This is a genomic window from Actinomadura rubrisoli, from assembly GCF_004349215.1.
Lineage (GTDB): Bacteria > Actinomycetota > Actinomycetes > Streptosporangiales > Streptosporangiaceae > Spirillospora > Spirillospora rubrisoli.
In genome coordinates, this window is the sequence record NZ_SMKU01000091.1 from 15594 (window position 1) to 27764 (window position 12171).

Here is a 12171-nt window from a genome sequence, read left to right on the forward strand (position 1 = left end):
CCTTCGCTCGTTCCATCAGGTCCGCACGGGCCATTGAGGAGAGTCACCGTGGCCGCTGGAGCAGGAACGGGCGCGCAGTTCGTCGACCGGGTGGTGCTGCACGTCGCCGCCGGCAACGGCGGCAACGGCTGCGCCTCGATCCACCGGGAGAAGTTCAAGCCGCTCGGCGGGCCGGACGGCGCGAACGGCGGGCGCGGCGGCGACGTGGTCCTGGTGGTCGACTCGAACACCGCGAGCCTGCTGGAGTACCACCGGCGGCCGCACCGCAAGGCGGGCAACGGACGGCCCGGCCAGGGCAGCCACCGCACCGGCGCCGACGGCGGCGACGTGATCCTGCCCGTCCCGGACGGGACCGTGGTGAAGATGGGCGACGCGGTGCTGGCCGATCTGGTCGGCGAGGGCACCCGCTACGTGGTCGCGCAGGGCGGCCGGGGCGGGCTCGGGAACGCGGCGCTCGCCACGGCCAAGCGCAAGGCCCCCGGTTTCGCGCTGCTCGGCGAGCCGGGCGACGAGCGCGACGTGGTGCTGGAGCTGAAGAGCGTCGCGGACGTGGCGCTCGTCGGGTTCCCCAGCGCCGGCAAGTCGTCGCTGATCGCGGCGCTGTCGGCCGCCAAGCCGAAGATCGCCGACTACCCGTTCACGACGCTGGTCCCGAACCTCGGCGTGGTGAGCGCGGGCGACGTGACGTTCACCGTCGCCGACGTCCCGGGGCTGATCGAGGGCGCCAGCGAGGGCAAGGGCCTCGGCCTTGAGTTCCTGCGCCACATCGAGCGGTCCTCCACCCTCGCGCACGTCCTGGACTGCGCGACGATGGAGCCCGGCCGCGACCCGGTCAGCGACTTCGAGGTGATCGAGCGCGAGCTGCGCGCCTACGACCGTGTCCTCGGCGACCGGCCGCTGTCGGACCGGCCGCGCATCGTCGTCCTCAACAAGGTGGACGTGCCGGACGCCGCCGACCTCGCCGAGATGGTCCGGCCCGAGTTCGAGGCGCGCGGGCTGCGGGTGTTCGAGGTGTCGGCCGCGTCGCACGAGGGGCTGCGCGAGCTGTCGTTCGCGATGGCCGCGATGGTGACCGAGTATCGCGAGTCGCTTCCCGCGGCCGAGCCCACCCGCATCGTGATCCGGCCGGAGCCTGTCGGCGGTGACACCGACTTCGAGGTCCGCGCGATGGGCGACAACACCTACCTGATCACCGGACTGAAGCCCGTCCGGTGGCTGCGTCAGACCGACTTCGCCAACGAGGAGGCCGTCGGCTACCTCGCCGACCGGCTGGCGCGGCTCGGCGTGGAGGAGGCGCTCGCCAAGGCGGGTGCGGAGGCGGGCGCCACGGTCCTGATCGGCACGGCCGACGACTCGGTCGTGTTCGACTGGGAGCCCGAGGTCGCGGCCGGCGAGAGCGTCGCCGGCCCCCGCGGCACCGACCGCCGGCTGGACGGGTTCCGCTGACCCGCCCCTGACCCCCGAGGAGTGGAGCGCCCATGAGCGAGCGCGAGGCGATCGAGAAGGCCCGCCGGATCGTGGTGAAGGCCGGCTCGTCCTCCCTCACGACGCCGGAGGGGACCATCCACGCCGGCCGCATCGACGCGCTGGTGGACGTCCTCGCGGCCCGGCGCGCGGCCGGCACCGAGATCGTCTTCGTGTCGTCCGGCGCGATCGCCGCGGGCCTCGGCCCGCTCGGCCTCACCCGCCGCCCGCCCGACCTCGCCACCCAGCAGGCGGCGGCGAGCGTCGGCCAGGGCCTGCTGTTCGCCCGCTACACCACCTCCTTCGCCCGCCACGGCGCGACGGTCGGGCAGGTGCTGCTCACCGCCGACGACATGATGCGCCGCTCCCACCACCGCAACGCGCAGCGCACGCTCGCGCAGCTCCTCGCCCTCGGCGTCCTGCCGATCGTGAACGAGAACGACACCGTCGCCACCGACGAGATCCGGTTCGGCGACAACGACCGGCTCGCCGCGCTCGTCGCGCACCTGACCCGCGCCGACGCGCTGGTCCTGCTCTCGGACGTGGACGCCCTCTACACCGGGGACCCGCGCCGGCCCGGCGCCCGCCGCATCGACGACGTCCGCGGCCCGTCCGACCTGGCGGGCATCGAGCTGGGCGCGTCGGGACGGGTCGGCACCGGCGGCATGGTGACCAAGGTGGAGGCGGCCCGCATCGCGGGCATCCCGGTCGTGCTGACGAACGCGGCGTCCGCCGCGCACGCGCTCGCCGGGGACGCGGTCGGCACCCTGTTCCATCCCGCCGACGGGCGGCGCCCGTCCACCCGGCACCTGTGGCTCGCGCACGCCACCACCGGCCAGGGCCGTGTCACGCTGGACGCGGGCGCCGTCGACGCGGTCGTCGGGCACCGCAAGTCCCTGCTCCCCGCCGGTGTCACCGGCGTCGACGGCGACTTCGCGGCGGGCGACCCCGTCGACCTGTGCGACGGGGACGGCCGCGTCGTGGCGCGCGGCCTGGTGAACTACGACGCGAGCGAGATCCCGGAGCTGATGGGCCGCTCCACCCGCTGGCTGGCCCGAGAGCTGGGGCCCGAGTACGAACGCGAGATAATCCACCGTGACGACCTGGTCGTGCTGACCGACCGGCGGGGAGAGGGGAACCTGTGATGAGCGAGCGCGAGGAATTCCTACGGGTGGCGCGCCGCGCCCGGGAGGCCGCGGCCGGGCTGGCCCCCCTCCCTCGGGCGGCCAAGGACGCGGCGCTGCACGCCATCGCGGACGCGCTGGTCGCCGCCGCCCCCGAGATCGTCAAGGCGAACGGGGCGGACGTCGCGCGCGCCCGCGCGAACGGCACGTCCGAGTACATGATCGACCGGCTGAGCCTGTCGGACGAGCGGATCGCCGCGATCGCGGACGCCGTCCGGAAGGTCGCCGTGCTGCCCGACCCGGTGGGGGAGGGCGTGCGCGGCACCGTCCTGCCGAACGGGCTGGAGCTGCGGCAGGTGCGGGTGCCGCTCGGCGTGGTCGGGATCATCTACGAGGGCCGCCCGAACGTGACGGTCGACGCCGCCGCGCTGTGCCTCAAGAGCGGGAACGTGGCGATGCTGCGCGGGTCGTCCTCGGCGCACGACTCCAACACGGTGCTGGTGCGGGTCATGCAGGGCGCACTTGAGGGCACCGGCGTCCCGGCGGACGCGGTGCAACTCGTCCCGGGCACCTCGCGCGAGTCGGTGAAGCACCTGATGCGGGCGCGCGGCCTGGTGGACGTGCTGATCCCGCGCGGCGGCGCCTCGCTGATCAGCTCGGTGGTGGAGGAGTCGACCGTCCCGGTGATCGAGACCGGCGTCGGGAACTGCGCGGTGTACGTGGACTCCGCCGCCGACGTGGACATGGCCCTCGACATCCTGGTGAACGCCAAGACGCAGCGCCCGTCGGTCTGCAACGCGGCCGAGACGTTCCTGGTGCACGCCGACATCGCGGACGCGTTCGTCCCGCGCGCGCTTGAGGCGTTGCGCGAGGCGGGCGTCACGGTGCACGGCGACGACCGGATGCGCGCCTACGGCGACGACGTGGTGGAGGCGACCGAGGACGACTGGCACGCCGAATACCTCTCGCTCGACATCGCCGGACGCGTCGTCGACTCGCTGGACGACGCCGTCGCGCACATCCGCCGCTACGGGTCGGGCCACACCGAGGCGATCGTCACCGCCTCGCAGCCCGCCGCGAAACGGTTCGTGGCGCTGGTCGACTCGGCGGCCGTCATGGTGAACGCCTCCACCCGCTTCACCGACGGCGAGGAGTTCGGCTTCGGCGCCGAGATCGGCATCTCCACGCAGAAGCTCCACGCCCGCGGCCCGATGGGCCTCCCGGAGCTGACGTCCACCAAGTACGTGGTCACCGGCGAGGGCCACGTGCGCGGCTGAGTTAATTCAATCCCGGCCCAAGGCACTCGCCTGGCGGCTCGCACCTTGACCGTGCTTGGGCGAGCGCGGAATCGCTTCGCGATCTTCCCGGCGAGGCTCGCCTTCGGCTTCGCCTCGCCGGTCAGGTAACGCGCTCGCGCGACAGCTGAGGCCACCTTGGACCAGACCCGGGCTCTGACGTGCAGGGCCGCGGCGTTCGGGTCGCGGTGGCCCAGGTTGGTCGTGTTGGTTCGATCTGTCGGCGGGGCCGTTGTTTCGGCGCGTGAAGCGGTCGAACAGCACACCGGCGCGGGATACTCGCCTTCCTCCTGCTCCCCGCGCCGTTCTAGAGACGAGGAGGACCGCCGCGTCCGTGTCGCGGCGGTCCTGGTCCCGCATGCTCAGTTCGAGCGGTCGGTGGGGCCGTTGTCGCGGCGGGTGAAGCGGTCGAACAGGCCGCCCGCGGCGCCCGCGGCGGCGTCGGCCATGTCGCGGACCTTGCCGACGAACGGGTCGGCCGTCCGCTCCCACGACTCCCGGTACGACTTGGCCGCGTTCCGGATCTCCTCGCTGACCGAGGCGTTGTCGTCGTCGTCGCGGCGCGGGTAGTCGCCCGCCAGGATCCGCTCGTACTCGCCCTCCCGCGCCCACCGGTCGATCTCCGCGAACCGGATCACCGCGAACGGGTGCGACTGCGGCAGCAGGTTGAGGAACTTCAGCAGCCCGTCCCGCACATCGCCGGCCGCGTCGTACTCGCGGGCCTGCTGCAAGAACGCCTCGCTGCTCATCTCCGTCAGCCGCGTGCCGCCCGCGAGCTTCATCTCCGTCCGCTTGGCCGCGTCCAGGTCCTGCCCGGCGAGCAGCCCCGCCCGGTCGGCCGACAGCTCCGCCTTCCGGAACCACTCCCGCAGCCCGATGATGATCGCCGCGATGCCGATGTTGCCCAGCGGCAGCCACGCCAGCCGGGACCCGAGCTGCAGCAGGATCTGCATCATCGTCTGGTACACCGCGTGCCCGGACAGGATGTGCCCGACCTCGTGCCCGACGACGAACCGCAGCTCCTCGTCGTCCAGCAGGTCGATCAGCCCGGTGTTGATCACGATGAACGGGTGGTCGGAGCCCAGCGCCATCGCGTTGGGCGTCGGGTCCTGCTTGACGAACACGTCCGGCACCTCGGGCAGGTCCAGGATGTAGCAGGCGTCCCTGACCATGTCGTGCAGGTTGCGGAACTGGTCCTCGCCCACCCGCACCGTCCCGCCGAGGAACATCAGCCTGAGGGCCCGCTCGTTGATCAGGCCCGACAGCTTGCGCAGGACGACGTCGAACCCGGACAGCGAGCGCAGCGCGACCAGCGCCGAGCGGTCGGCCGGGTGTTCGTAGGCCCGGGAGCTGATCCCGGGAAAGCGCGTACGTGCTCGATCCGGTGTGTTCTCCGTCATGTCAGATCTCCTGAAGCGTGCAGGGCCCGCCTTCCAGGCGGGAGGAAAGGCGGCGCCACGCCGTGGCATGCCCGAACAAGCGGTGTGAAGGACGATCCCGGGCGAATGGCGAAGCGGATTCTCCTTTCCTTGAAGGTGAGTCTGGCATGGTAGTTCCGACGAATCACCGTGCCGCAGGGTTCCCCGTGGCGGGACCGCGTCCGGCACCGGCCTCGGGAGGCCCGCGATGTTCGATCCGAAAGCCGAGGCGATGTCCACCGACGAGCGGGCCGCGCTGCAGCGGCACCGGCTCTGGGGCCTGGTCGACCGGCTCGTCGCGGCCGGGGGCGTGCAGGGGCGGCGGCTCAAGGACGCCGGGATCGGCGGCGGGGCGGACGTGATGCCGGCCGACCTCGCGCGCCTGCCGTTCAGCACCAAGCAGGACCTCTGGGACACCTACCCGTTCGGGATGCTCGCCGTCCCCCGCGACCAGGTCGCGGCGGTGCACGGGTCGAGCGGGACGCAGGGGCGGCCCACGCTCGTCGCCTACACCAAGGCCGACCTCGGCCTGTGGGCCGCGATGTGCGCGCGTTCGCTGTCGTGCGCGGGCGCGGGGCCCGGCAGCATCGTCCACAACGCCTACGGCTACGGGCTGTTCACCGGCGGGATCGGCATCCACCAGGGCGCCGTCGCGCTCGGCGCGACCGTCGTCCCCATGTCGGGCGGCATGACACAGCGGCAGGTCCGGATGCTCGCCGACCTGCGTCCCGACGTCCTGACCTGCACACCCGCGTACGCGCTGCGCCTCGGCGAGGCCGTAGCGGAGGCCGGGGCGGACGCCGGGTCGCTCAAGGCGGGCCTGTTCGGCGCCGAGCCCTGGACGCAGGAGCTGCGCGCCGCGATCGAGCGGGTGCTGCCGATCAAGGCGATGGACATCTACGGCCTGTCGGAGATCATCGGTCCCGGCGTGGCCACCGAATGCCTGGAGCAGGACGGCCTGCACGTCAACGAGGACCACTTCATCGTCGAGGCCGTCGACCCGTCCACGGGTGAGCCGGTCGAGGACGGGACCCCCGGCGAGCTGGTCTTCACCACCCCCACCAAGCAGGCCCTGCCCCTGCTGCGGTACCGGACGGGCGACATCGCCTCGCTGGAGCGCGGCGAATGCGCCTGCGGGCGCACCCTCGCGCGGATGAGCAAGGTGCTGGGACGCGCCGACGACATGATCGTCGTCCGGGGCGTCAACGTGTACCCGAGCGAGGTCGAGCGGGTCCTGCTCGGCTCCGGGCTCGTCGCGCCCCACTACCAGCTGGTCGTGGACGGCCGCGCCCCCGCCGCCCGGCTCCTGGTCGCCTGCGAGGCGGTCGCCGGCGACCCGCGCGAGGAGCTCGCCGCCCGGCTGCACGAGACGCTGGGCCTCACCGCCGAGGTCGTCACGCTGCCCGCCGGCACCGTTCCAAGGGCCGAGGTCGGCAAGGCCGTCCGCGTCGTGACCTGGGAGGACGGCCCGGCGCCGCTGCCCGGCCTGCAGTGACGCCCGGGACCGGCGGGGCGGACGTCCCCGCCGTCGCGGCCGCTGGCTATTCTCGTCCACATGACGCAAAAGCGGCGCTTGGGGATCATGGGCGGCACGTTCGACCCGATCCACCACGGGCACCTCGTGGCCGCCAGCGAGGTGGCCCACTTCTACTCGCTGGACGAGGTCGTGTTCGTCCCCACCGGCCTGTCGTCCCACAAGGAGGGCCGCAAGGTCGCGGCCGCCGAGGACCGCTACCTCATGGCCGTGATCGCCACCGCGTCCAACCCCCGCTTCTCCGTCAGCCGCATCGACATCGACCGGCCCGGCCCGACCTACACCGTCGACACCCTCCGCGACATGCGCGAACTCCAGGGCCCCGACGCCGAGCTGTTCTTCATCACCGGCGCGGACGCGCTGGAGAAGATGCTGACCTGGCACGACACCGACGAGCTCTTCGAGCTGGCCCACTTCGTCGGCGTCACCCGGCCCGGCCACCGGCTCGCCGACCCCGGGCTGCCCAACGGCCGGGTCTCCCTCATGGAGGTCCCCGCCCTGTCGATCTCCTCCACCGAGTGCCGCGAACGCGTCCACTCCGGCGAGCCGATCTGGTACCTCGTCCCGGACGGGATCGTCCAGTACATCAACAAGCGCGACCTCTACCGCGGCCAAGCCGCCTGACCTGGGCGAGCGGTCCGCCCGGCGACATACCCTGAAAGAGCGCCGCGGGAGCTTCGCGGCCGAACAGCGACAAAGCGGGCCGTTGGCCGCCACCCGTGAGAAGGTGTTAGCGGAGACGACCCCTACAGGGAGGATCGCGAGCGCATCGTGACCGCATCCGACAGGGCGGCGCAGCTGGTCCGGATCGCCGCCGAGGCGGCGGGCGACAAGCTGGCCGACGACATTCTTGCCTACGACGTGAGCGAGCAGCTCGTCATCACCGACGCCTTCGTGCTCTGCTCCGCGCCCAACGACCGCCAGGTCCGCGCCATCGTGGACGAGGTCGAGAAGCGCCTGCGCGAAGAGGCGGACGCCAAGCCCGTCCGCCGCGAGGGCGAGCGCGAGGGCCGGTGGGTGCTGCTGGACTACGCGGACATCATCGTGCACATCCAGCACGAGGAGGACCGCCTGTTCTACGCGCTGGAGCGGCTCTGGAAGGACTGCCCCCTCCTGCCCCTGCCGGACAGCGTCAACGCCCACATCGAGCAGCGCGCCCGAGCCGTCGGGAGCGCGAGTGAGTGACGCCCGCCCGGCCCGCGAGCCGGGCAAACGCCGACTGGTGCTCTGGCGGCACGGCCAGACCGCCTGGAACGTCGAACGCCGCTTCCAGGGCAAGACCGACATCCCCCTGGACGAGACCGGCGTCCAGCAGGCCGAGCGCTCCGCCCGCCTCCTCGCCGGCCTGCGCCCCACCGCCCTGCTGGCCTCGCCGCTGCGCCGGGCCGCCGACACCGCCCAGGCCCTCGCCGAGATCACCGGCCTGCCCGTCCGCTACGACAAGGACCTCATCGAACGGGACGGCGGCCGCTGGGAGGGCCTCACCGCCCACCAGATCCGCGAGCGCTACCCCGCCGAGCACGCCGCCTGGCAGCCGCCCGGCGGCGAGACCAGCGCCCAGGTCGCCAAGCGCGTCGGCACCGCCCTGGAACGCGCCCTCGACGAACTGCCCCCCACCGGCCAGCTCGTCGTCGCCTCCCACGGCGCCGCCCTGCGGCTCGGCATGTCCCACCTCCTCGGCCTCCCCGAGACCCTCTGGGAACGCCTCGGCGGCCTGTCCAACTGCTGCTGGTCCGTCCTCACCGAGATGCGCGACGGCGGCTGGCGCCTCGCCGAGCACAACGCCGGCACCCTCCCCGAACCCGTCCTGAGCGACGACCGCACCGACAACGGAGCCTGACCGGCAAACGATTCGAGACCAGTGGCCCCAGTCCTATACACTGGCGAGGCGCTGCGGGATGAACGTCCACGCAGCCGCGCGGGGCTATGGCGCAGTTGGTAGCGCGCCTCCATGGCATGGAGGAGGTCTGGGGTTCGAATCCCCATAGCTCCACGGGTCGGGCCTTGGTGCTCGGTGAGCTTCGCTCACCTTCGCCGGGGCCCGCAATGCTTTCCTGGGGGGCGACCCCCAGACCCCCGGGTGCTCGCGCGCTAGCGCGCACTGCGCCGGTGGGGGTTGCGGTTGCCGACCTTTGGTCGGCTTCGCCGGGACCGCAATGCTTCCCTGGAACCCCTAGATGCTCGTGCGCACTGCGCCTTCTACGGGGCTCCGCCCCCTCTTGGGGGCTTCGCCCCTTGCCCCCTGGGGGCTTTGCCCCTTGCCCCCCTTGTGCCCCCTTTGGGGCTCCGCCCCCTGCTCCCTTGCTTCGGGTTCTGTGGCTGCTCTGGGGGGTTGGTAAAGATCGGCCGGGCTACCGGGACGAACGGTTCTCACAGTCTTGGCGGGGTGGTTTCATGCGGGGTATGGGAAGACATCGCAGGGGTGCGGCGCGTGAGGTCACGGTGGCCGATCTCATCGAGGAACTGCGCCGGTTCGACGCCCAGATGGAGGTGCGGCTGGCGATCCAGCCGCGGATGCCGCAGGAGCACGCCGTCGGAACGGTGGCGGAGGCCGACGGCATGGTGTGGATCGGCGACGCGGGCCAGCGGGGGTACGCGCCCGACGAGGTGGGAGAGCAACTGGGCTGGAGCTGAGGCGGGCTCCGACGCAAAGCCTTCGCCATGGCGGCGGCTACCTTTCGCCGGGCCGCGCTTCGCCATCTCGATCATGCGGAACAGCCACGGAGTGGCGATGTGATCGAGATGAGGGTTGATATATGACAAAGCGGATCACCGGCAGGCGGCTGCTGCCCGTGGCGGTGGCGGCGGCCTCGGTCATGGCGATGGCGGCACCCGCGTCGGCGCAGGCGGCCCCGCCGCCCGAACCGGCCACCAGCCATGACCAGGAAGAATGCGTCAAGGCGCTGAACCTGCTCTCGCTCATTCGCGTGATTTCGTACCGGCCGGACGTCGCCAAGGCCCTGTGCGCCATGGATCAGAAGAGGCCATCCGACCACTACACCCGGGACCAGGCCAGGAACGAGGAGCTCCTCGGCTTCCTCCCGGGCGAGTTGCCCAAAAGCCTCACCATCCGGCTCCCCAGCGCCGACAACTACACCTGGGACGCCTACACACGGAACGAACGCTGATCCGTCCCGTGGGCCGCGGAGGGTTCACCCCTCCGCGGCCCACGCGTCCCGACGGGCCCCGAAAGTGCACTAGGCTTTCCCTCGGCCGGGTCACCGGCTGAGGGGCTATGGCGCAGTTGGTAGCGCGCCTCCATGGCATGGAGGAGGTCTGGGGTTCGAATCCCCATAGCTCCACGAGCTGGCTCGTCGTGCTCGGTGGCCTTCGGCCACCTTCGCGGCGGGCCGCAATGCTTTCCTGGGGGGCGACCCCCAGACCCCCGGGTGCTCGCGCGCTAGCGCGCACTGCGCCGGTGGGGGGTGCGCTCGCCGACCTTTGGTCGGCTTCGCCTGGCCCGCAGTGCTTTCCCGGGGCGGCCCCTTGAATCCCCGGGGTGCTCGCGCGCACTGCGCCTTGGAGGTGCGGGATTCTGGTCACGCGAGTGGGGGAGTGTGCTCGCCGTCCCCGCAAGGTCGGCCCGGGGCGCGACCCCGCGAAGCGATTCCGCGTTTCGCCCAAGCACCTGCGAGGCGCGAGCCGCTAGGCGAGGATTGCAGTCACAGGCGGCCTTCATGCAGGGCTTTGAGGTTGTCGGCTGCGAGGGTGTTGCCCTGGGTGGCCGATTGGCGGAAGGTGGATTCCGCCTCGTCGCGTCGGCCGGTTCCCAGTAGCAGGACGCCTAGGTTGTTCAGGGCGTTGGTGTGCCCGCTTGCCCCCGCCTCGCGGTAGGCGGTTTCGGCCTCGGCGTACTGGCCTGCTTGGAAATGCATGGTGCCCAGGTTGTAGAGGGCTTCGAGGTCGCCCAGATCGGCTCCCCTTCGGAAGGCGGCCTGTGCTTCCTTGGTCCGGCCGGTCTTCTCCAGCACCAGAGCGAGGTTGCCCCAGGCGCCCACGTGGCCTGCCTGTACCGCCTTCCGGAAGGATGTTTCCGCCTGTTCGAGGCGGCCGGCGCGGTACTGCAGCGTGCCGAGGTTGTCCAGGGCGCCGGGGTGGCCGGTGTCACCGGCCGCGCGGTAGGCGCGTTCGGCTTCGTCTCGTCTGCCCGACCTTTCCAGCAGCACGCCCAGATTGTTGGACGCGCCGACGTGACCGGCGTCGACGGCGTTGCGGAACGCGGTCTCCGCGTCGGGGAGCCGTCCCAGATCCCTGAGCAGGACTCCCAGGCCGAACCATCCCTCGGTCGCACCCGCGGCGATCGCCTCGCGGTAGGTGCTCTCCGCCTTCTGCGCGTGTCCCTGCCTCGCATAGACGGTGCCCAGGTTCAGCAACGCGGTGCGGGATCCGTGATCGGCGGCCAGCCGGCAGTAGGTCGCCGCCTCGTCCAGCAGGTTCGCTTCGAGCAGCAGCGCGCCGAGATCGCCCGCCGCCTCCTTCTCACCCGCCTGGTGCGCCTGCCGGAGGGCGGCGATGGCCTCGGCCGGACGGCCCGCTTCGCGCAGGACACTGCTCAGGTTGAGCAGCGCCGTAGTGCATCCCATCTGGACGGCGCGCAGGCAAGCGGCCTCGGCCTCGTCGAGGCGTTGCGCTTCCCGCAGCAGGTCGCCCAGGTTGCTCCACGCGAGAACGCTGCCCGCGTCGCCGGCGTGCCGGTAGGCCGCCTCCGCCTCGCGGACGCGTCCCAGGCCGGCCAGCAGTATGCCGAGATTGTTCCCCGCGTCGACGTGGCCTGCCGCGACCGCTCTCCGGTAGGCCGCTTCGGCGTCCTCGTCCCGTCCGGTCTCGAACAGCAGCCATCCGAGGTTGTTCAACGCCTCGACGCTGCCCGCCTGGACGGCGTCCCGGTAGGCCGCCTCCGCTTCGTCGTAGCATCCCTGGTGTTTCAGCGAGTTGCCCAGCGTGATCTGGGCGTGGCCGGGGTCGTCATCGGCCGGGGCCCGCCGGCTTATGCGCAGCTTGGCGCTGATCTCGCGATGTGCCGGGGTATCTCGCATTCGTGCAAACCTTTCGGTCGCCTTCCGCGCAAAGCGTAGGCGAGCGTTCCGGGACCGGTCCCGGAACGCTTCGCACGCGGCCGTCAGGCTGTGTAGCGGAGGACGGCGCCTACGTGGAGGTTGGCGTTGGGGCCGTCGGACGGGAGGACGACCAGGTCCCCGTCGGTGGCCGCGACCGCGCGGACGAGGGCGGCGTCGGCGCGTTCCTCGTGGGGGTCGGGCACGCCGAACTCCTCGCGGAGCTCGTCCGCGGTGGACGCGACGTGGCCGGGGTCGGGGCCGATCCAGATGCTGTCTCTT

At 72.0% G+C, this 12171-nt stretch carries 11 protein-coding genes, 2 tRNA genes and 1 pseudogene; 11 read left to right on the forward strand and 3 right to left on the reverse strand.

Annotated features, from left to right (window positions below; translation table 11 throughout):
* Window positions 1-48: 48 nt before the first annotated feature.
* The 3 genes from obgE to E1298_RS18780 are packed head-to-tail and all read left to right on the forward strand — an operon-like array spanning window position 49 to window position 3865.
* Entirely contained in the window at window positions 49-1446 is a 1398-nt protein-coding gene (gene obgE, locus E1298_RS18770; RefSeq protein ID WP_131894966.1) for a GTPase ObgE, read from the forward strand.
* Window positions 1447-1478: 32 nt separating this feature from the next.
* Complete coding sequence (proB, locus tag E1298_RS18775; protein WP_131894968.1) at window positions 1479-2609, forward strand: glutamate 5-kinase; 1131 nt, start codon at window positions 1479-1481, stop codon at window positions 2607-2609.
* A complete protein-coding gene (locus E1298_RS18780) occupies window positions 2609-3865 on the forward strand; it encodes a glutamate-5-semialdehyde dehydrogenase (protein ID WP_131894970.1) in 1257 nt (418 codons plus the stop codon). The genes proB and E1298_RS18780 overlap by 1 nt, the downstream gene beginning before the upstream one ends.
* Window positions 3866-4245: 380 nt before the next feature.
* Here the strand turns inward: E1298_RS18780 and E1298_RS18785 are convergent, their stop codons facing one another.
* Window positions 4246-5283, reverse strand: coding sequence for a M48 family metallopeptidase (locus tag E1298_RS18785; RefSeq protein WP_131894972.1), 1038 nt, complete (start codon window positions 5281-5283; stop codon window positions 4246-4248).
* A 226-nt stretch (window positions 5284-5509) separates the two neighbouring features.
* Here E1298_RS18785 and E1298_RS18790 point away from each other — a divergent pair, with 226 nt between their 5' ends.
* The 8 genes from E1298_RS18790 (at window position 5510) to E1298_RS18825 (ending at window position 10137) form a co-directional block, all read left to right on the forward strand.
* Window positions 5510-6796, forward strand: coding sequence for a phenylacetate--CoA ligase family protein (locus E1298_RS18790; protein ID WP_207944713.1), 1287 nt, complete (start codon window positions 5510-5512; stop codon window positions 6794-6796).
* A gap of 60 nt (window positions 6797-6856) precedes the next feature.
* On the forward strand, window positions 6857-7459 hold the full coding sequence (nadD, locus tag E1298_RS18795) for a nicotinate-nucleotide adenylyltransferase (protein WP_131894974.1): 603 nt from the start codon (window positions 6857-6859) through the stop codon (window positions 7457-7459).
* A 147-nt stretch (window positions 7460-7606) separates the two neighbouring features.
* Window positions 7607-8020 (forward strand): ribosome silencing factor, encoded by a 414-nt coding sequence (gene rsfS / locus E1298_RS18800; protein WP_131894976.1) that lies wholly within the window; start codon window positions 7607-7609, stop codon window positions 8018-8020.
* Window positions 8013-8675 carry a histidine phosphatase family protein gene (locus E1298_RS18805; RefSeq protein ID WP_131894978.1) on the forward strand — a complete coding sequence of 221 codons (663 nt, stop codon included), beginning with the start codon at window positions 8013-8015 and terminating at the stop codon, window positions 8673-8675. The genes rsfS and E1298_RS18805 overlap by 8 nt, the downstream gene beginning before the upstream one ends.
* A gap of 80 nt (window positions 8676-8755) precedes the next feature.
* Window positions 8756-8828, forward strand: a tRNA-Ala gene (locus E1298_RS18810).
* Window positions 8829-9277: 449 nt separating this feature from the next.
* Window positions 9278-9469, forward strand: coding sequence for a hypothetical protein (locus tag E1298_RS18815; protein ID WP_131894980.1), 192 nt, complete (start codon window positions 9278-9280; stop codon window positions 9467-9469).
* A 122-nt stretch (window positions 9470-9591) separates the two neighbouring features.
* Window positions 9592-9963: a hypothetical protein gene (locus tag E1298_RS48215; RefSeq protein WP_165975540.1), complete on the forward strand. Its 372-nt coding sequence runs from the start codon at window positions 9592-9594 to the stop codon at window positions 9961-9963.
* A 101-nt stretch (window positions 9964-10064) separates the two neighbouring features.
* A tRNA-Ala gene (locus E1298_RS18825) sits at window positions 10065-10137 on the forward strand.
* 360 nt (window positions 10138-10497) lie between these two features.
* Here E1298_RS18825 and E1298_RS18830 read toward each other — a convergent pair.
* Together E1298_RS18830 and E1298_RS48220 are read right to left on the reverse strand one after the other, a co-directional pair.
* Window positions 10498-11871, reverse strand: a complete 1374-nt coding sequence (locus tag E1298_RS18830) for a tetratricopeptide repeat protein (protein WP_131894984.1) — start codon at window positions 11869-11871, stop codon at window positions 10498-10500.
* A gap of 83 nt (window positions 11872-11954) precedes the next feature.
* Window positions 11955-12171 (reverse strand): annotated as a pseudogene (locus tag E1298_RS48220) (hypothetical protein); the annotation flags it as partial.

Bases quoted from the DNA above. Each gene is read 5' to 3' on its own strand.
- proB (WP_131894968.1), top strand. From the start codon at position 1,479: ATGAGCGAGCGCGAGGCGATCGAGAAGGCCCGCCGGATCGTGGTGAAG.
- E1298_RS18780 (WP_131894970.1), top strand. From the start codon at position 2,609: ATGAGCGAGCGCGAGGAATTCCTACGGGTGGCGCGCCGCGCCCGGGAG.
- E1298_RS18785 (WP_131894972.1), bottom strand. From the start codon at position 5,283: ATGACGGAGAACACACCGGATCGAGCACGTACGCGCTTTCCCGGGATC.
- E1298_RS18790 (WP_207944713.1), top strand. From the start codon at position 5,510: ATGTTCGATCCGAAAGCCGAGGCGATGTCCACCGACGAGCGGGCCGCG.
- nadD (WP_131894974.1), top strand. From the start codon at position 6,857: ATGACGCAAAAGCGGCGCTTGGGGATCATGGGCGGCACGTTCGACCCG.
- E1298_RS48215 (WP_165975540.1), top strand. From the start codon at position 9,592: ATGACAAAGCGGATCACCGGCAGGCGGCTGCTGCCCGTGGCGGTGGCG.
- E1298_RS18830 (WP_131894984.1), bottom strand. From the start codon at position 11,871: ATGCGAGATACCCCGGCACATCGCGAGATCAGCGCCAAGCTGCGCATA.